16 protein-coding genes are annotated in these 17,877 nt (G+C 59.8%); 10 read left to right on the top strand and 6 right to left on the bottom strand.

From position 1 onward, the window contains the following. Nucleotides 1-7 precede the first annotated feature (7 nt). Nucleotides 8-2,281 carry a bifunctional diguanylate cyclase/phosphodiesterase gene (locus CHH27_RS26335; RefSeq protein WP_094074235.1) on the top strand — a complete coding sequence of 758 codons (2,274 nt, stop codon included), beginning with the start codon at nt 8-10 and terminating at the stop codon, nt 2,279-2,281. Between the two features lie 2 nt (nt 2,282-2,283). Here CHH27_RS26335 and CHH27_RS26330 read toward each other — a convergent pair whose 3' ends face one another. From CHH27_RS26330 to fabI, 3 genes are all read right to left on the bottom strand, one after another. Continuing rightward, nucleotides 2,284-3,462, bottom strand: a complete 1,179-nt coding sequence (locus CHH27_RS26330; protein ID WP_094074234.1) for a DUF3095 family protein — start codon at nt 3,460-3,462, stop codon at nt 2,284-2,286. Between the two features lie 216 nt (nt 3,463-3,678). Continuing rightward, nucleotides 3,679-4,323: a histidine phosphatase family protein gene (locus tag CHH27_RS26325; protein ID WP_094074233.1), complete on the bottom strand. Its 645-nt coding sequence runs from the start codon at nt 4,321-4,323 to the stop codon at nt 3,679-3,681. Nucleotides 4,324-4,418: 95 nt separating this feature from the next. Then, nucleotides 4,419-5,237, bottom strand: coding sequence for an enoyl-ACP reductase FabI (gene fabI, locus CHH27_RS26320; protein ID WP_094075028.1), 819 nt, complete (start codon nt 5,235-5,237; stop codon nt 4,419-4,421). A 170-nt stretch (nt 5,238-5,407) separates the two neighbouring features. Between fabI and CHH27_RS26315 the strand changes: the two genes are divergently transcribed. From CHH27_RS26315 to CHH27_RS26300, 4 genes are all read left to right on the top strand, one after another. Further along, nucleotides 5,408-6,820: an FAD-binding oxidoreductase gene (locus tag CHH27_RS26315; RefSeq protein ID WP_094074232.1), complete on the top strand. Its 1,413-nt coding sequence runs from the start codon at nt 5,408-5,410 to the stop codon at nt 6,818-6,820. A gap of 987 nt (nt 6,821-7,807) precedes the next feature. Next, nucleotides 7,808-9,265, top strand: a complete 1,458-nt coding sequence (gene dnaA, locus CHH27_RS26310) for a chromosomal replication initiator protein DnaA (protein WP_094075027.1) — start codon at nt 7,808-7,810, stop codon at nt 9,263-9,265. A 414-nt stretch (nt 9,266-9,679) separates the two neighbouring features. Beyond that, nucleotides 9,680-10,111 (top strand): glyoxalase superfamily protein, encoded by a 432-nt coding sequence (locus CHH27_RS26305; RefSeq protein ID WP_094075026.1) that lies wholly within the window; start codon nt 9,680-9,682, stop codon nt 10,109-10,111. Between the two features lie 178 nt (nt 10,112-10,289). Next, nucleotides 10,290-12,089, top strand: coding sequence for a caspase family protein (locus tag CHH27_RS26300; protein ID WP_198338305.1), 1,800 nt, complete (start codon nt 10,290-10,292; stop codon nt 12,087-12,089). A gap of 8 nt (nt 12,090-12,097) precedes the next feature. Here the strand turns inward: CHH27_RS26300 and CHH27_RS26295 are convergent, their stop codons facing one another. Together CHH27_RS26295 and CHH27_RS26290 are read right to left on the bottom strand one after the other, a co-directional pair. After that, a complete protein-coding gene (locus CHH27_RS26295) occupies nt 12,098-12,955 on the bottom strand; it encodes a methyltransferase (RefSeq protein WP_094074230.1) in 858 nt (285 codons plus the stop codon). Nucleotides 12,956-13,032: 77 nt separating this feature from the next. Continuing rightward, complete coding sequence (locus CHH27_RS26290) at nt 13,033-13,794, bottom strand: SOS response-associated peptidase (protein ID WP_094074229.1); 762 nt, start codon at nt 13,792-13,794, stop codon at nt 13,033-13,035. Nucleotides 13,795-14,036: 242 nt separating this feature from the next. Between CHH27_RS26290 and CHH27_RS26285 the strand changes: the two genes are divergently transcribed. The 5 genes from CHH27_RS26285 (at nt 14,037) to CHH27_RS26265 (ending at nt 17,005) form a co-directional block, all read left to right on the top strand. Then, nucleotides 14,037-14,426, top strand: coding sequence for a hypothetical protein (locus tag CHH27_RS26285; protein WP_371681798.1), 390 nt, complete (start codon nt 14,037-14,039; stop codon nt 14,424-14,426). A gap of 127 nt (nt 14,427-14,553) precedes the next feature. After that, nucleotides 14,554-14,979, top strand: coding sequence for an NUDIX hydrolase (locus CHH27_RS26280; RefSeq protein WP_094074227.1), 426 nt, complete (start codon nt 14,554-14,556; stop codon nt 14,977-14,979). A gap of 84 nt (nt 14,980-15,063) precedes the next feature. Then, entirely contained in the window at nt 15,064-16,092 is a 1,029-nt protein-coding gene (locus CHH27_RS26275) for a DUF3179 domain-containing protein (protein ID WP_094074226.1), read from the top strand. Between the two features lie 38 nt (nt 16,093-16,130). After that, nucleotides 16,131-16,541, top strand: a complete 411-nt coding sequence (locus CHH27_RS26270; RefSeq protein ID WP_208988383.1) for a TIGR02301 family protein — start codon at nt 16,131-16,133, stop codon at nt 16,539-16,541. 191 nt (nt 16,542-16,732) lie between these two features. Continuing rightward, nucleotides 16,733-17,005 (top strand): hypothetical protein, encoded by a 273-nt coding sequence (locus CHH27_RS26265; RefSeq protein WP_006933467.1) that lies wholly within the window; start codon nt 16,733-16,735, stop codon nt 17,003-17,005. 81 nt (nt 17,006-17,086) lie between these two features. On the opposite strand, the gene CHH27_RS26260 is transcribed toward CHH27_RS26265, so the two are convergent. Continuing rightward, on the bottom strand, nt 17,087-17,725 hold the full coding sequence (locus CHH27_RS26260; protein WP_094074224.1) for a LysE family translocator: 639 nt from the start codon (nt 17,723-17,725) through the stop codon (nt 17,087-17,089). Nucleotides 17,726-17,877: the final 152 nt, after the last annotated feature.

Below are 17,877 nucleotides of genomic sequence, written 5' to 3'. Positions count from 1 at the left end.
CAAGATATTGCGCATTCGAGGCTGGCTGACAGGACTGATCGTATTTCTGCTGGCCCCAAGCCTGCTCTTCGCCTCGCTCTGGTTCTACAACAGGTTCGAGCAGGTTGGCGCGATCGACCGCAGTCTCGCCGGTCTGCACCTGATCGAGGCACTTGGTCCGCTGATGCAGGAAAAGGCCCTCACGGGCAAGATCAGTCAGCCTTCCGAAAAGCTGCGCAAGCAACTGGCCGCCTTCAGCGGCCGGGAAATGTCGGAAGAACTGACCGGACATCTTGATGCGTTCTTCAGGGAAAAGAGCACTCCCCTGGCGCTTCGCCAGGCCAGAATGCTGGCTTCGTCCGTAACGCAACTTGCCAAAATCAGCTCCTCCTCATCGTTTGAAGCCTCCCGCCTGCCTCATCTCGTCAACGATACGCTGCCTTCGGTTGTCATAGAATCCTCCATCATGGTGTCCAACGCCCGCATGCTGAAGGATCGCTCGTCGGTCAATGTCTGGGACAAGATGCTCATCCCCGTGCAAGGCGGACAGTTCAAGATCGCCGCGGACGGGGCATCGCGAGAAGCCACCGAGTATTTTGATCTCCTGTCCGGGGAAAGCGCCGAAAAACTCCAGCAACACGCACTGGCCTATCGCAAGGCCAACCACGCCTATCAGACGGAAGGGGCCAAACTCCTTTCTTCCACGATCAAGGCAGCGACCGGTGACGACGTTGTCTGGGAACCTGTTGTCGAAGCACAACCTGAGCTGGTCGCCGCCACATTCACACTGTGGCAGGCAGCGCTCGACTATCTCTATCAAGACCTGCAAACCCGCCGGGCCGAAACCCTGTTCGCTGTTGCGCTGGCCGGTCTCGTGGGCGGTCTCGTCATCCTGGGCGCCTTTGCCATTGCCATTGCTCTCAGCCGGGCCCTCGCAGACCGGACGCAGCGGGAATTCGAAGATCTCGGTTTTCACGACCCGCTGACCGGTTTGCCCAATCGCCGAGCGCTCCTGAATACGATCCGGTCGATGGAAATGCTCGACAGCAAGAACCGGGCCGGCCTGATCCTGCTCGATCTGCGCCAGTTCAAGAAAATCAACGACCGTTTCGGCGATCACAATGGTGATTCCATCCTTCGGGAGGTCGCCGAGCAGATGTCGCAACAGGCGCAACCGGACGATTTCCTCTGCCGGACAGGCGGCACCGAATTCACGCTGTTGCGACCGAAGGTCAAGACAAGGGACCGCTTCGAGCAATTTGCTCAGAAACTGCTGCGCGAAGTCGGCAAGGAAAGGGTGATTGACGGCCACAAGACCGCGATTGATGCCAGTGCAGGCCTGTGCATCAATCAGGAGGGCGAACCGATCACGGACAATGTGCTCACCGATGCCGCCCTTGCCTTGCGCACCGCAAAGCAGAAGGGACCGCTCAAAGTGGTCAGGTTCACGGCGGAAATGCGGGCCGCCTTTGAGGAACACGATGAAGTCGCCAAGAAACTCAAGAAAGCGCTTACCGAAGACAATATTGTCGCCTGGTACCAGCCGCAGGTGGATATCCATTCGGGCAAGGTCGTGGGCGCCGAAGCGCTCGCGCGCTGGATCGACGACGGTACGGTCCGTTTCCCGGGTGCTTTCCTGCCCGCTGCAGTGGAGGCGGGCTACATGGAGGATATCGAAGCGGCCGTGCGTGAAAAGGCGCTTCGTCTTGCTGTCGACCTGAGCGGCGCAAGCCAAAACCCCATCCACCTCGGCCTCAACGTTTCCGCCAGTCTCCTGACCAGCGCCAAGGCTGTTGACGCCCTCGATCAGCAGGTTCGGGCACTCGGTCTGGAGCCGTCTGACGTCAGCCTGGAAATTCTGGAAGCGGTCATGATCGACGAGATCACGGCCATGCCCATCAAGGAAAACATCGCCCGCCTGTCAGACCTTGGCTTTTTCATCGAGCTCGACGACTTCGGCACAGGACACTCCAGCATCTCCAGCCTGCGAGACCTGAAGGTGGACCGGGTCAAGATCGATCGCAGTTTCGTGTCCGGTGTCGACACAAATCCCGGCTTGCAGAAATTCACCAGCGCCCTGATCAATCTGGCCAAGAGCCTGGACATCAGCGTGCTTGCGGAAGGTGTTGAAACAGAAGGCGAGCGCGACTGGCTCAGACAGAACGGCTGTGATGTGATCCAGGGTTTCCTGATCTCGAAAGCCGTGCCGGAAGACCAGCTTGCCGCGCTGATCCTCAAGCAGAACTTCGTGCAACCTGTATCGGCGGCAGAACAGCCCCTGGCAGCCCGCGCGCGCTCCTGACCCTAATTCGTTACGCTCATTTTCGATTGTCTTGCCTTGAAAGCTGCTGCTGCCACGGACAAGCCGCCATCGGCGCCATCCACGAAATGGATATGATGGCTGTTGCCGATGTCCTGGACAAAACAGGTCATCAGGGCCGTGTCGGAGACATGCATGCCATAGATGAGGTCACCTTGCGCATAGGCCTCGTCCAGATGCTGCTCCAGATCGGATAGCTGACCGGGTGTCAGGTCCAGAACCAGTTGCAGACTGTCTCCCACCTTGCGATGGTCCGTGTTGAGCCCAAGCTCCCTGAAATATTTCTTGGGATCGAAAGGTCCAATGCGCCAGCCGGTTGTATAGGAAATCACGAAGAAGACATTCTCCATCATGGCCTGACACCAGCCACGCAGATGGTTTTTTGCGTGCCCCAACAGGACTTCCGCACGCATGCCGCTCGGTGGAAACCGGAACTTCAACCGCTTCCCTTCCGCCATCCGCACCTTCTTGTCATCCGACAGCGGATTGTAACCGAGCTTTGCTGCGATATCCTCCATCAGGCCCGGCAAGGTCTTCCCGCCGGCCGGTTTCAGGATCAGCGACACGATGTGTCCCTCCTGCGAGGGAAGCGGCTCCCAGCGGCAGGACAATCCTTCAAGCGGCGGGAGCTCCGCGCGATCTGCGCTGATGGCGAAAGGGGCAACCTGGTCCGGATCCTTCAAAATGCGATCTGCCAGCGCCAGTCCGTCGCCGATAATCATGGCAAGGTGATTGCCCGGGCTGAGCTGGTACTTGCGCAGACGAATGTCGCCGCCCAGTTCGCGCAGTGAAGATACCGGAATGGCCGCGGCCCGCAGCTCAAGCTCCATGACCTGGCGGGCCAGATCCACAACACCGGCAAGCGCGTCGCTCGCCGCCGCGAGATCGGTTGCCGGAACAACCAGTGTTGCGCCGTCGCCGCCAAAGACAAAGGGAACTCGATCCCGGCCAACACTGTTGAGCACGCCGGCAATGACGGCAGCTCCAAGCATGTTGACATCCTTGTAACGCCCGGCCGCGACGGCATCGGTCGAGCGAACGATATCGGCGGCCAGAACGAACCAGTCATCGGGAACCGGCCGGTATTCGTCCAGAACACCAACAGTGCTGAAATCGGAAAAACTGGGCAGTTCGGTGTAAAAATCTTCCGCGGACACGGTCATCTTCCCCGATGGTTTCGCCGTCTACGCCTTTTCGGCAAAAGCCGATCAACCCATGCGACCGGCCTGGTGTAAACTCTTTGTGTACACGGAACGGCACGAAGAGACGGCACGATAGGAAGATGGGGTGCCGGAAGCTGTATCACAGCCGGACCAAAGGCCGCATGTTAGGGGACCACAACGGCGAGACGCCTTTGATTGTCGGCGAACCGAAAAGGTTCAAACGACCTCGAAACAGCCTTTCCGCCAAACAAACACCTTGTCCTGCGGCACATCCAGCTTGGGCACGGCCACCTTCTCCCTTCCTTCCAGATGCCCCCGGAGCACCCGGAACACTCCGCCATGGGAAACGACGACGGACGGCCGGTCGACCGTCTTCAACCAGACACCAATCCGGTCCGCCAGCATTTCATAGCTCTCTCCGCCCGGGGGCACGAAGCCCCACTTGTCGGCGCGGCGCTGCAGGATAAGGTCCTGCTCTTCCTCCGCGAGCTCTTCCAGGGTGAACCCTTCCCAAGCGCCGAAGGTGATTTCCTTCAGTTGATCGTCCAGCCGGTAGGCGGACGCGTTCAGGTTCATGGCGCCGCGCAGCAGTTCCATGGTCGAGCGGGTCCGGGTGAGCGGTGACGAGACGAAGTCGAGCGTGGCAGGATCGATGCCTTCCTGCGCCAGATAGGCCTTGAGACGCTGGCCGTTCTCTGTCGCCTGCGCCTGGCCGGTGGCGTTCAGGGGAATGTCCTTCTGCCCCTGCATGCGACCTTCAAAATTCCAGTCGGTTTCACCATGACGGACGAATATCAGCAGCTCGGGATCGTGCAGTTTCGGCATGAGGCCGAGGCCTGGCGCGGGAATAACTTTGGTCATGGTGGTACCAGATAGGAGAGAAACGGCGCTTCGGAAGGGCCGGCAGAACGTCCTGAATGCAAAAACGGCCGGTTGGGAACCGGCCGTTTGATGGGTCAGTCCTTGACGACCGATATGTCCGGCGCGTCCACCGCCTTCATGCCGACGATGTTGTAGCCGCAATCGACATGCTGGATTTCGCCGGTCACGCCGCGGCCGAGATCGGACAGAAGGAACAGGGCGCTGTCGCCGACTTCCTCGATGGTGACCGTGCGCCGCAGCGGCGAGTTGTATTCGTTCCACTTCAGGATATAGCGGAAGTCGCCAATGCCGGACGCTGCCAGGGTCTTGATCGGGCCGGCGGACACCGCGTTGACGCGGATGTTTTTCGGTCCGAGATCCATCGCCAGATATTTCACGCTGGTTTCCAGAGCCGCCTTGGCAACGCCCATGACGTTGTAGTGCGGCATGACCTTTTCAGCACCGTAATAGGTGAGCGTCAGGATCGAGCCGCCGTCTTCCATCAGCTTCTCTGCCCGCTGGGTCACCGCCACCAGCGAGTAGCAGGAGATGTCCATGGTGCGCGCGAAGTTGTCGGAGCTCGTCTCAACGAACCGGCCGGTCAGTTCCGACTTGTCGGAGAAGGCAACGGCGTGAACGAGGAAATCGATCTTGCCCCATTTGTCTTCCAGGGCCTTGAAAACGGCATCGATGGAAGCACCGTCGGTGACGTCACAATGGCCGGCGACAAAGGCACCCAGTTGATCGGCGAGAGGCTCAACACGTTTCTTCAGCGCATCCCCCTGATAGGTCAGCGCCAGTTCGGCTCCCGCGTCGGCCAGTGCTTTGGCAATACCCCAGGCAATCGACTTGTTGTTTGCCACGCCCATGATCAGGCCACGTTTGCCATTCATCAGTCCGCGCGTTTCCGCCATCTTCATCTCCGAACAGAATTCCACTACCACCCGAACGGGCTGGCATCCTATGGCACAAGGGGTTTCGAGCTTCAAGTGACACGGCGACGGAATGAAGCGTCGACGTGGCCGGATCGAGCCACTATGTTGGCGCCCGAATTTCACTGTCAAACTTCACGAGGACCTCGCTCATGGAGCGCTCCCCCCACGCCGACCGCTTCGCCGACCTGATCGGCGCAGCCAATGTTCTGACCAGCCCGGACGACCAGGCCCCCTACCTGACCGAGTGGCGCGATCTCTATAAAGGGGTCACCCCGATGGTCCTTCGCCCGGGCAACACCGAGGAGGTCAGTGCGGTCATGGCCTATGCCTATGAGCATGATCTCAAGGTCGTGCCGCAAGGCGGCAACACAGGTCTGGTGGGCGGGCAAATCCCGCAGGAAACCGGGGATGAAATCGTCTTGTCGCTGGTGCGTCTCAACAAGATCCGGGACGTCGACCCGGCCGGTTTCACGCTCACGGCGGAAGCCGGCGTCGTGCTTGAAGCGCTGCAGCAGGAGGCCGAAAAAGCCGATCGTCTGTTCCCGCTGTCGCTCGGGGCACAGGGCTCCTGTCAGATCGGTGGCAACATTTCCACCAATGCCGGCGGCACCGCCGTCCTGGCTTACGGCAACACCCGCGACCTGGTTCTGGGGCTCGAAGTCGTGCTGCCGAATGGTGACATCTGGAACGGTCTCAGAACCCTTCGCAAGGACAATACCGGTTATGATTTGAAACAATTATTTATCGGCGGCGAAGGCACTTTGGGGATCATTACAGCGGCTGCGCTGAAACTCTTCCCCAAGCCGAAGAAGCTCGAGGCGGCTTTCGTCGGCCTGCCGAATCCACAAGCGGCGCTGAAGCTGTTCACGCTGGCCAAGGCGAGCGCCGGACCGGTGCTGACCGGCTTTGAAATCATGCCCCGTGTCGGCGTGGAATTCTGCCTCAAACACCTTGAAGGCGCGCGCGATCCGCTGGAAGGGCAGCACGCCTGGTACGTGCTGATGGAGATGTCCAGCGGCTCCGAGGCCTTTCCGGTGCGCGACCTTCTGGAAAGCGTGCTCGGTGAAGCGTTCGAGGACGGTCTGGTGGAAGACGCGGCCTTTGCGCAAAACCTCAGCCAGGTCCAGGATTTCTGGCATATCCGGCATGGCATGTCGGAAGTGCAGAAGCCCGAAGGCGGCTCGATCAAGCACGATGTTTCCGTCCCCGTTGCCTCCATTCCGGAGTTTCTCGACAAGGCCATGGCCGCCGTCGAGGCTTTCGTGCCCGGGTGCCGCCCCGTACCCTTCGGCCATATCGGCGATGGCAACATCCACTTCAATGTCAGCCAGCCCGTCGGGGCGGACAAGGAAAGCTACCTCGCCAAGTGGGATGAAATGAACAGTATTGTCCATGGCATCGTCGGAGACTTCGGCGGCAGCATCTCCGCGGAACACGGCATCGGCCGCCTCAAGCGGGACTTGCTGGCTGAGGTCAAGACCGACATCGAGTTGGACCTCATGAAACGCATCAAGTCGGCATTTGATCCCAAGGGCCTACTGAACCCCGGCCGCGTTCTCTGATCTCTCCGGTCTGGTCACCTGACCGGCAACATTTAACGGTCGCCTGCAGAATGCAGAGCGGCCGTTTTCTTTCGCCGGTCGGGCGCGCCTGCCGGATTGCGTTTATTGCGCCCAGGACAGAGGTCTTTGTTTTACACTTAAAACTACTTCAACCGATCTACTCTGGCTGACATCGACGTTTCATCCGCCGAGCGAACGGTTCGATCAATTGTCAAAACTGACGGATCGCCTGAAAACTGGCGGGGTTGGGGATAAGGTTAATATCGCGCTCAAATTCAGGGACCGGATCGGCTGCACCGAGATCGAGACCCATGCGATTGATCTTATGGCAGTTTTCGGAAACGGCACTTCCTGAGCACGCCTCTTCAGCCCCGCCGCTGGACCCTTTTCGACAGCTGAAACTGTCCCCAACTTCCAGCGCTCCAGAGCGCTCTTTAGGCGGCTTATCGACTCCTTCGGCGGTTCAACACACCTGCGGCCGAAACTCATCAAAACCGGTAATAGGCAGAAGTTACAGGCTTTTTTCCAACTGATCGGTATCCGCCTCGTTCGATTTCACTAGTTTTTCATCTGCCTTTTGAAAACTCGCAGAAAAATTTCCTAAAAGTTAAATTTTTCCTAAAATTGCTTACGTGCTCACAGGAAGAGCCAAAACAGCCAGAGGAGAACAACTCGGTCAGGACTTGCGGCATGTCCTGACGATGACGGAAGCTAAGATTCTCTATGTAAAATTTACATTCGCAGCGTCCGTCATCTACAAAAATCACAATATGAAACGTCTATGACCTCATAAAAATAAGCTATTTGAAAATATGGTAAGTAAAAGGTTAATGATGTTTCATAGGCGTTAAAAGCCAGCGGTCAGAAGGCTCAAAAAGGGCCCTGCGACCGACAAAAGCAAACGGGCAGCGAAGGCGGAAATTCGCGGCTCATAGACAGTGCACAGGGGGGGAACGGTGCAAAGCGGTCCCTCCAATGGAGGCCACAATGCAGGTTCAGAACTTAGCCGGTTCGGATCAATGGGATCGTGTGAAAAAGGAACTGAGAAACGAACTCGGGGACGATGTATTCTCAAATTGGTTCGGCAGGGTAAACCATGAAGAAACCACAGGCGATGCAGTCCGCCTGTCCGTACCGACCCGCTTCCTGAAAAACTGGATCCAGAGCAACTACGAAAAGCAGCTCGTCGGCCTCTGGAAACGCGAACAGGACGATATCAAGCGTATCGAACTGACGGTTCGCGGTGCGCTTCGCCCCCGGCGGATCACGGCGGGCAACGCTCCCAAGGCCATCACCGCACGCCGCATCAGCGGTCGTCCCGGTCCTTTCAGCAGCACGCCTCAGTTCGGCGCAGGCGCGGCAGTCATTCCCTGTCTGGCGGACACGGGCGAAGAAGCCGCTGCCGACTTCCTGAACGGTGCGGCGCTCAACCCGAAACTGACCTTCGATACGTTTGCCGAAGGCTCGTCCAACAGCCTGGCCTGCGCGGCCGTGCGCCAGATGGCCGCCGGCCATGAAGGCACGCTGGACATGCTCTATATCCATTCGACCACCGGTATCGGCAAGACCCATCTCTTGCAGGCAGCCGCCTCTGAAGCGCGGAAAACCGGGCGTCAGGTGGCCTATCTCTCGGCCGAATTCTTCATGTATCACCTGGTGCCGGCGCTGCGCACCCCGGCCTTCCCGGTTCTGCGCCAGGCCATGCGCTCCATCGACCTTCTGCTGGTAGACGACCTCCAGTTCCTGCATGGCAAACAGGGCCAGGATGAATTCGCCAAGACCCTGGAAATGCTGATGGAAGCTCCGTCGCAGATCATCATGGCGGCGGACAGGTCACCGGATGAACTGGACACGCTCGGCGAAGCCCTGCGGCGGCGCATTCAGAAGGGTGAAGTCGTCGGCATTCAGGCGACAGACTATGCCCTGCGCCACGACATTCTGAAAAAGCGCGTCTCCGCGGCCCGCCGGACCCATCCCGGCTTCTCCGTGCCGGAGGAAGTGTCCGACTACATCGCACGCTATGTCATTTCCTCGGCACGGGATCTGGAAGGTGCTCTCAACCGGCTGTTTGCCCATAACCAGCTGACCAAGCAGCCCGTGACCATGGATCTGGCCGAAAAGACCCTGCACGACCTGGTGCGGATCGGCGAACCGCGCTCCATCAAGGTCGAGGAAATCCAGCAGGTTGTCTGCAAGCACTTCAGTGTGACCAAGGCCGACCTCCTGTCGTCCTGCCGCGCCCGCACCCTGGTCCGGCCGCGTCAGATCGCGATGTATATCGCCAAGGTGATGACCGGACGTTCGCTGCCGGAAATCGGCCGCCGTTTCGGCAACCGCGATCATACGACCGTGCTGCACGCCGTGCGCAAGATCGAAGACATGGTGAGCAAGGACAAGACCCTTTCACAGGAGGTCGAACTCCTGAAGCGGCTGGTCCACACCTGAACTCTCCGGGGACACCCCTCCCCCGGCGACCAGCGACACCGGGCACGCCCGCTGTCGCGATTGCTCTCCCCCATACGGAGCAATCACGCGTCTGCGCAAAAAGTGCAGGCTGCATCAGGCAGTGGCAGCTGCCCGGTGTTTCATCTTAACCTCCCTCTCCTTAAAGCCGCTTCTGCGGCTTTCTTTTTGTCTCATTGGCATTTTCGACCGCGTTGACAGATGCCGGCGGCATGCGTATGTCTGCGCGCGGTCAGAGGGAGCCGGCCGCCCGCAGGCACTGCCCATGGTGAATTCCCTTCCGCGACAGATGTCGCGGTCTCTTGTCGACCTTCACGGATGTGCAGGCTTGATGGCAATGCGGGCCCCATGACGGGCAATGCCCGACCGCCTGCCTTTCCTGGAAAGGTACTCGACATGACGCTTCCAAGCGTTGCCCAGCTCAAGGCACAGGCGAAACGGCTCAAGGCCGCGCTGGCCGAAAAAGGGCAGAAACTCTCGCACAGCCAGGCGCTGGAACTCCTGTCCGCCCAATATGGCTTCAAGGACTGGAACACCGCCCATGCGGTGGCCTCGCGCCAGAACCAGATGCCCCTTGCCGTCGGAGACAGGGTCTCCGGTTCCTACATGAAACAGGCGTTTCAGGGCGAAATCCTGGCGCTCGCCCGGATCGGTCCGGTCGGGCAATACCGCGTGACCCTGCAATTCGATGAAGCGGTGGATGTGGTGACCTTCGACAGCTTCTCCGCCTATCGCAGCCGGGTGACCTGCCTGATCGATGCGGACGGTGTTGCCATCAAACGCACCTCCGATGGCGAACCTTATCTGAGGCTTCACCGCGCCGATTAGGAGCAGACATCGGCAGGTTTTCTAACCCGATGCTCCCGGTTTGCCGCCGGGAGCATCTTCCTGTTCTGCCTGCATTTCCCAGCAGGCAGCCGCCTTCGGCCGCTTCCCCTGTTTCATCTTGCCCGAGCCGTGCCATACTCAGGTTGTGCATGCCGTCTGCAGGATGAGGGCCGGAGATATGAGCATCCCAGTTACAATACCCGCTTCCCGTCCGGGACCGGTTGCGCAGCTCCTGCTTGCCATTGCCATGATTGTGCTGGCCTCCGTGCCCGTTGCAAAGGCCTCGGTGATGCCCGGTGGCAACAGCGGCTGGCTTGTCATTGCAAGCCGGGCCGACGCCAATTCCGCTGTCTCGCTGGCGCGCGGGTATGCACCGCGTTTTCCGCAGACAACCGTGTTCCAGTCCAACAATGGCTGGTATGCGGTTACGCTCGGCTGGATGCGCCAGCCGGCGGGCAATGCCTACAAGAACAGCCTGATTTCCAGCGGCGCCATCCCTGGCGACAGCTACTTCCACAATGGTGAACGGTTTCAGTATGCGGTCTGGTCGGCGACCGGCGTGACCGGCGGCCTGTCGCAGGCACTGTTGTCGGCAACGGCGCTGCAGGGAGGATCTCCCGCCGGATCAGGAAGTTACACTCCCTCCAATCAGGGCTACGTGACCGGCCTCAATCCACGCGGTGACAATTACCTGTCCCTGCGCACAGGGCCCGGATCCCGATACCAGGAAATCGCCAGAATGGGCCCGAATACGCCTCTGACGATCCTGGGGCGCCAGGGCTCCTGGCTAAGCGTCAGACTGCAGGACGGCCGCAGCGGCTGGGCCTATAGCAAATATGTTGCCTCCGCTCCCGCCGCCCCGACAGCGCCGCCGACCGTGTCTCCCCAGCCGACGCCAGCCCCTACGGTCGTCAGCCGGGCCATTTCGCCGCCGCGCCCTGGCCTTGTCGGCGACCTGAGCGACAGTGGTGACACATTCCTGTCGCTGCGCACGGGAGCCGGAACCGGCCATGCGGAAATTGCCCGGCTTCTGGAAGGAACGGAAGTCACCATGCTGACCCAGCAGGGGGCGTGGATCGAGGTCGAGTTGAACAACGGCATGCGCGGCTGGGCCTATGGACGGTACCTGGCTGCTGCGGCGACCAGAAACAATGGCGAAACGGACACGGACATCCCGGTTATCGGACCGGATCCTGCACCACCACAGGTGGCCACCCCCGCACCAGGCGCGCCGCCTACCTCTTCGCCGTCTCTGCCGGATCTGTCCACCTTGCCGGACGGCAAGCGGGTTGCCCTGGTGATGGGCAATTCAGCCTATGAATATGCGCCGCTCTTGCCCAACCCGAAGAATGACGCTGCCCGATTGACCGAGACCTTGAAGCGTCTCGGCTTCACGGTCATCGTCGGCCTGGACCAGAGCAAGGTGGCGATGGAAAGCACGGTCCGCTCCTATGTGCGTGCCATCAGGGATGCCGACGTTGCCCTCTTCTTCTATGCCGGACACGCCATGCAGATGGGCGGCAAGAATTTTCTGATCCCGATCGATGCGAAACTGGAAGACGCCACCGCGGTCGATTTCGAGACCATCGAGCTCGGCACCATCCTGAATTACATGAATGCGCCCGGACGGCTTTCGATCGCGCTGCTCGATGCCTGCCGGGACAATCCGCTTGCCCGCCGGTTCCGCAGTCTCGGGACCAGCCGCAGCGCCTATGTCGGCCGCGGTCTTGCTGCACCCGAGGCCGGCGGCGGTAACATCCTGATTGGTTATGCCACAGCCCCGGGCGAAGTCGCCCTTGATGGTGACGGCGACAACAGCCCGTTCACGACGGCCCTTCTTGAACACATCGAAACGCCGGGCCTTGAAATCGAGATCATGATGAAACGGGTCAAGGCGGATGTTTACTCCGCCACCGGAGGGTCTCAATCGCCCTGGCACAATTCCGCCCTGAGGCGGGAATTCTATTTCCTCAAATAGATCCGCCTTCAGCGTATCTGCGCCATGACGAGATGGCCCGGAACCGGATCGCCAGCCTCCTGGCGCACCGTGATCGGGTCCATCGTCAGAATGTCGAAACCGGCCTTGTCCAGTGCGGTGCGGACATAATCTTCGCTTTGCGCAAAGCGGTTGTTCGGGCCGACCATGTACGGACGTCCCTGCAGCAATGCGCCCGACAGGGTCTCGGTCGAAAAAGTCAGATAGCCGCGCGGGGTCAGCCGATCGGCTGCGCCTTCCAGAAAAGGTTCAACGGCTCCCAGATAGGGAAACACATCCGTTGCCGCGATCAGGTCCCAGCCCGGGCGCGTGCCGTCCTCTTCCTCGAAGTCCTTCAGAAATTCGACCGCCTCGCCGACATAGAGATCCTCATAGACTTCGCGGTCATAGGCCAGTTCAACGATCCGTTCCGACAGGTCCACACCGGTCCGGTGTACAGAACAGTCAGCCAGTGCCATTCCGGTCAGGCCGGTGCCGCAGCCAAGATCCAGCACCCTTGCGAAAGGTCCGATCTCCAGCTTCGCAATCAGGTCGCGTACCAGCAGCGGCACGCAATAGCCCAACTCGTCGACCAGGATCTCGTCAAAGACGTCGGCATGCTGGTCGAACAGCGTTGCGACATACGCATCGGGCATCTTCTCCGGGCTTGTTTCTGCGCCAATGGCCGCAAGCCGGACGCTGACACCGCCGCTGTCGTCGGGATCGAGCGCAAGTGCTTCACGGAAAGCCGCCTCGGCGCCCTTGAAGTCGCCGGCCTTCTGACGCTCAAGGCCACGGTTATAGGCCTCTGCAAGGGCTTCGTTTTCGGTGTCGTCCTCTTGGTCGGACGGGTGCTCGTCATCGATCATGTTTCTGTTCCGGCGCTTTTCTCCTGCCCTACAGGGCTGACACGTCAGATGCACGCAAAATCTGAATTTCCGATCGCTCAGAAAAGATCGAGTTGACTGTCGTCGGCAGCCTGCTTTTCCGCTGCCTTGCCGGCGTCCCTGATCTTTTTCAGCGGCACCGCCATTTCCTCTGCGGAGATCTCACGCTGAACATCCGGGTCATCGTTGACGACCTTGTTGACCCGGGTCGAAACCGGACTGGCAACCAGAAAGTCGTCTTCGGCCGGCACCAGCAGTTTTTCCGCGTCGCGCCGCTCCACATTGGCAACGTCCAGCCAGGTGCCAAAATCGCCCGGCTTCAGGATCACGGGCATGCGGTGATGGATCTCGGACATCATCCGGTTGGATTCGATCGTCAGGATTGCGCCGGTGTCCATGTCGCCGCCGTCCGGATCGGACCAGGTTTCCCACAAACCGGCAAACCCCATGATGTCGCCGTTGCGGGGCCTTATCCAGAATGGCTGCTTGCCCTCCGGCGTGCGCCGCCATTCATAGAAGCCTGACGCGGGAACCAGACATCTGCCATGCCGCATGGCGGTGCGAAAGGATGGTTTTTGCGCGGCGGTTTCCGCCCTGGCGTTGATCAACAGCGTGAAACTGGACGGATCCTTGACCCAACCCGGGATCAATCCCCAGCGCACCAGGTGAAACCGGCGCGTCCCGTCCAGCGTCTGCCTCACGATGGCAAGCGGCTGGGTTGGCGCGATGTTGTAGCGCGGCGGAAAATTCGGCCGATCGACATAGCCGAAGAAGGTGCGCACGGCGTCGGGCGGCGTCGTCAGGGCCAGGCGGCCGCACATGGCTGTTCCCTCCGTTTCTTCACCGGCAAACGCGTCCGGCGATTGGCTGTCGCCAAGTTAGGCAATTGGAAACAAAAAAGAAGTAGCTTAGGCCTCAAGTCAATAACAGGGGGACAGGTATGGAGTGTTTGCATCCAGTATTGGGCGCCGGGGAGCTGGCAGCCGATCGGCTGGAGGAGGCAAACATCAACCCCCAGACCGGGCTTGCTACTGATTACCTCAATCATTTCAATGAGGTAATGATGCTTCTTGAAATGCTTCCCGACATGCCGGATTGCGCCGAAGATGTCCTTGAGTGGGCCCCTCTTGACTATGAAGGGCATTTCGAGAACTCCACCTTCAAGGACAAGAACCTGGCGATTCAGGCCTACCATGCGGCTCCTGCCTATTTGCGCGAGCATCTGGAAGCCCAGGTTGCCGACATCAACAGGCTTGTCGGCGAGATCCAGGACCAGTTGCGCGCCGCGCCGAATCCGGCAGAGGTCGCCGCCATGATCGCCGACAAGGCAACGCTCGAGATCAAACCACTGATCGCCATTGCCGGCGCGGTCATTCACGGCCATGTCGAACCGGAAGCCTCCGAACACGAAGGCGACGGCGCACAGGCAGAAATCGACGCCCTGTTCGCCTGATTTCCCCGTTAGGGAATGGCCCCATAAGGCTCATTGAACCGGGCCGCGTTCTCAAGACTGTTCCTGTGCCTGAGGGCGCCCTATTCTCTGGCAGCGCACCGATTCCTTTCCTGTTGCCGAGGTCTTCATGTCCAGGTTCTATCCCGATGCACCACGTGCCAGTGTCAGCGTGCTTTGCCACCGGGACGGCCGGGCGCTTGTCGTCAAGCGCGGCAAGCCGCCCTTCAAGGACCACTGGAGCCTGCCGGGCGGCGTGATTGAACTCGGGGAAACTCTCAGGGAAGCCGCCGCGCGCGAATTGCTGGAGGAAACGGGGGTCACGGCGGATCTCGACCAGCCGGTCGAGACCTTCGATTCCATTCAAAGGGATCCGGACGGCAAGGTCGTCACGCATTTCATCCTGACCGTCTTTTGCGGGGCCTACCTTGCCGGAACACCCGAGGCCCAGGACGATGCCGCAGACCTTGACTGGGTGCTTCCCGAAGAGCTCGACGACCGGCCAACGACACCGGGCACGCCGGATCGGATCCGGCGGCTGCTGTCGTCAACGTGATCACACAGGATTGCAAAGCCGTGATTCGAAACCGCGGCGAATAGCGACAACCATGCCTCTGGTTCACTCCTGAGGGATCAAGCAATGGACAAGCTTGTCAAAACGGGCCTGACAATTTCCAGGCACATCGCAAAGGCCACCGTGTTTTGCCTGTTCCTCGTCGTGTCCGCCCAGGCCAGTCCGGACCAGTGGCGGCGCGCAGGCTTCAGCACCGATTTCAGCAAGAGCACGGTTGATCTCGGCACCATCTTTTCCGGCGGCCCTCCAAAGGACGGTATCCCGTCGATCGATGACCCACGGTTTGAAAGGGCAACAGACATTGACTGGCTGGAGGACAGGGAACCGGTGATCCGGCTGGATGTGGACGGCATTGTCCGCGCCTATCCGCTGCAGATCCTGATCTGGCACGAGATCGTCAATGACAGGATCGGATCCGTTCCGGTGTCGGTGACCTACTGCCCGCTTTGCAATTCCTCGATTGCCTTCGATCGGCGTCTTGGCGGAGAAACGCTGGATTTCGGCACCACCGGTCTTCTGCGCAATTCAGACCTCGTCATGTATGACCGTCAGAGCGAAACCTGGTGGCAGCAGTTCACCGGCGAAGGCATCGTCGGCACTCATGCGGGCCGCGAACTGAATATGCTGCCGTCGAGAGTGGTGTCGTTCGCTGACTTCCGGCAGCAACACCCGACTGCAGATGTGCTCGCGCGGCCTGTTCCCGCACGGCGGGACTATGGCCGCAATCCCTATGTCGGTTACGACAGCCGGTCGGCGCCCTTCCCGCTTTTTCAGGGAGACCTGCCGGAGAACATCAACCCGATGGCGCGGGTGGTTCTGGTGCGGGACGGCGCCAGACTTCATGCCGCCACTCTTGAGCATATCCGCAATGCCGGCACGGTTGCACTGACGGACGAGACGTCGCTGCGCTGGACCGGCGAACAGGCGTCCATCCTCGATGCATCTGCCACCGGTGACGGCCGGGCCGTCGGGTCCGTCGAGGCGGTCAGGAAAGCCCCGGAAGGTGAACAGGCACTCGTTCACGACGTCACTTTTGCCTTTGTGGTCCATGCTTTCCATCCCGACGTGCCTATTCTTGGGATCACTCGGCCATAGCGCTTGCGCATGGATCGGTCGTTGACCATGATCGCCCCATGAGTATGTGCCGTTTGCAACCCGCTGCGCTCCAGGCTGTGATTGTCCTGGCGATTGTTCTGATTTTCCCGGCGAGGGTTGTATCCGCACAGGAGATTTCGGCGGATGCACCGCCTTACGAACAACAGCTCATGCGCCTGTCGGAAATCTTCGGGGCACTGCATTTTCTGCGTCCGCTCTGTGAAGAAAAAGATGTTCCGAGCTGGCGTGACCAGATGGAAGACTTTCTGGACGCGGAAACACTAGACGAGAACCGGCGGCGCCGGTTCATCGAACGGTTCAATCAAGGTTATCGTGGTTTCTCAGTCGCTTATAGAGACTGTACTGACGCGGCACGTCTCGCAATGGGACAGTACTTGAGCGAAGGCGAAACAATTATCAGCGACGTCACCAGCCGCTACGGCCGATGATATCCGCAAAAATCTTCAATTCGTTACGAGTTGGTTAACCTTTTGAATCAAATTTGTGGGTGGCCGTTAAGTTTGCGTTCACGGTTGCTTATCAGCACGGTTCGCCGTGCTAGGATCAAGACACAAGATTCGGGGCAGGAACACGCGAGAGTTGTCCCTCTTGCGTTCGGGAAGGACCGGTAAGGAAGCGAATGATCAACGACGATTATGCTGACGCGGCAATGGAAGCGGAATTTGCCGAAGACGAAGACATAAGACGCGCCGCGCTCGGGTTCATTTCCGATGCCTGGGCCGAAGCAATTGCAAATGGCGTCGATGCGGATGCCGTGGCACACGCGGCCATGTTCACCGCGCTTGCCGACCTTGTCGCCGCCTATGGCGAAGACGCCGTTGCCAAACTGGCCGAGGGCCTGCCGGACCGGATCCTGCAGGGCGACTACACGGTCAACCGCGTTCTGCAATAGCAGCGGTACATTTCGAAACATCGCAAAAGGCCGGGTGACCGGCCTTTTTGAGTCTGCATGGCGTCGCCGCCACTGTAGTCGCTAAAACAGGTGTTCGAGCGCCAGCTTCAGGTAGATCAGCGCGCCAAAAACCACCAGCAGGAAACCGGCAATATGGTTGGCCCTGTCCAGCCACTGATCGTCTATCCTGGTTTTGAAATGCGACACGGTGGCCGACACGATCACCCACCAGCTTGTCGCCCCCGCCGTCACGCCGGCGACCATCACAAGCGCCCCGACATGATCGCCCGGAGCCGGACGGAAGTCGCCGAGGCCGCCGAAAATGGCGATAAAGGCCAGGATCGCACCCGGGTTTGTGATCGCCATGAAGAAGGCCGCGGTCGCATCTCCGAGAAAGCCGTGTTCCCGTCCATTGCCGTTCTTCGTCAGATGCGGATGCGTGTTCCAGATCTTGATGCCGAAAATGATCAGGAGCGCTCCACCGACAAATTCGATCAGGTCGAACTGGCCCTCGATGAAGGTGGTCACGGCAGAGACGCCGAAAATCGCCGCAAAGGCATAGATCGTGTCGGCGATGACCGCCCCCAGACCAACATAAACGCCGTGCCGGAAGCCGCCACGCACTGCATGCTGGATGGCCATGATGTTGACCGGGCCGACGGGTGCTGTGGTGAGAATGCCGACAAAATATCCGATCAGCACATATTCCAGAAAGGTCACAATCGGTCCTTTTTGCCCGGCCTGTCGAAACCGCTTTTCAACTGGCAGCGGGCCCTTGGTTTTCCCTGTTCGGCGAATAGGCCTTTCGATAGCGGCGATGCGGGTCGCTGACAAGAACGAGAATTGACCCGGGCAACTGTTTTCACCATGGC

The sequence above is a fragment of the Labrenzia sp. VG12 genome, assembly GCF_002237595.1.
In the GTDB taxonomy this organism is placed as follows: domain Bacteria; phylum Pseudomonadota; class Alphaproteobacteria; order Rhizobiales; family Stappiaceae; genus Roseibium.
This window is presented reverse-complemented; position numbering and strand designations above follow the sequence as displayed.

What these genes read in the sequence shown, in the direction of transcription:
- CHH27_RS26330 (WP_094074234.1), bottom strand. Translation starts at nt 3,462, where the DNA reads ATGACCGTGTCCGCGGAAGATTTTTACACCGAACTGCCCAGTTTTTCC.
- CHH27_RS26325 (WP_094074233.1), bottom strand. Translation starts at nt 4,323, where the DNA reads ATGACCAAAGTTATTCCCGCGCCAGGCCTCGGCCTCATGCCGAAACTG.
- fabI (WP_094075028.1), bottom strand. Translation starts at nt 5,237, where the DNA reads ATGGCGGAAACGCGCGGACTGATGAATGGCAAACGTGGCCTGATCATG.
- CHH27_RS26315 (WP_094074232.1), top strand. Translation starts at nt 5,408, where the DNA reads ATGGAGCGCTCCCCCCACGCCGACCGCTTCGCCGACCTGATCGGCGCA.
- dnaA (WP_094075027.1), top strand. Translation starts at nt 7,808, where the DNA reads ATGCAGGTTCAGAACTTAGCCGGTTCGGATCAATGGGATCGTGTGAAA.
- CHH27_RS26305 (WP_094075026.1), top strand. Translation starts at nt 9,680, where the DNA reads ATGACGCTTCCAAGCGTTGCCCAGCTCAAGGCACAGGCGAAACGGCTC.
- CHH27_RS26300 (WP_198338305.1), top strand. Translation starts at nt 10,290, where the DNA reads ATGAGCATCCCAGTTACAATACCCGCTTCCCGTCCGGGACCGGTTGCG.
- CHH27_RS26295 (WP_094074230.1), bottom strand. Translation starts at nt 12,955, where the DNA reads ATGATCGATGACGAGCACCCGTCCGACCAAGAGGACGACACCGAAAAC.
- CHH27_RS26290 (WP_094074229.1), bottom strand. Translation starts at nt 13,794, where the DNA reads ATGTGCGGCCGCCTGGCCCTGACGACGCCGCCCGACGCCGTGCGCACC.
- CHH27_RS26285 (WP_371681798.1), top strand. Translation starts at nt 14,037, where the DNA reads ATGCTTCTTGAAATGCTTCCCGACATGCCGGATTGCGCCGAAGATGTC.
- CHH27_RS26280 (WP_094074227.1), top strand. Translation starts at nt 14,554, where the DNA reads ATGTCCAGGTTCTATCCCGATGCACCACGTGCCAGTGTCAGCGTGCTT.
- CHH27_RS26275 (WP_094074226.1), top strand. Translation starts at nt 15,064, where the DNA reads ATGGACAAGCTTGTCAAAACGGGCCTGACAATTTCCAGGCACATCGCA.
- CHH27_RS26270 (WP_208988383.1), top strand. Translation starts at nt 16,131, where the DNA reads ATGAGTATGTGCCGTTTGCAACCCGCTGCGCTCCAGGCTGTGATTGTC.
- CHH27_RS26265 (WP_006933467.1), top strand. Translation starts at nt 16,733, where the DNA reads ATGATCAACGACGATTATGCTGACGCGGCAATGGAAGCGGAATTTGCC.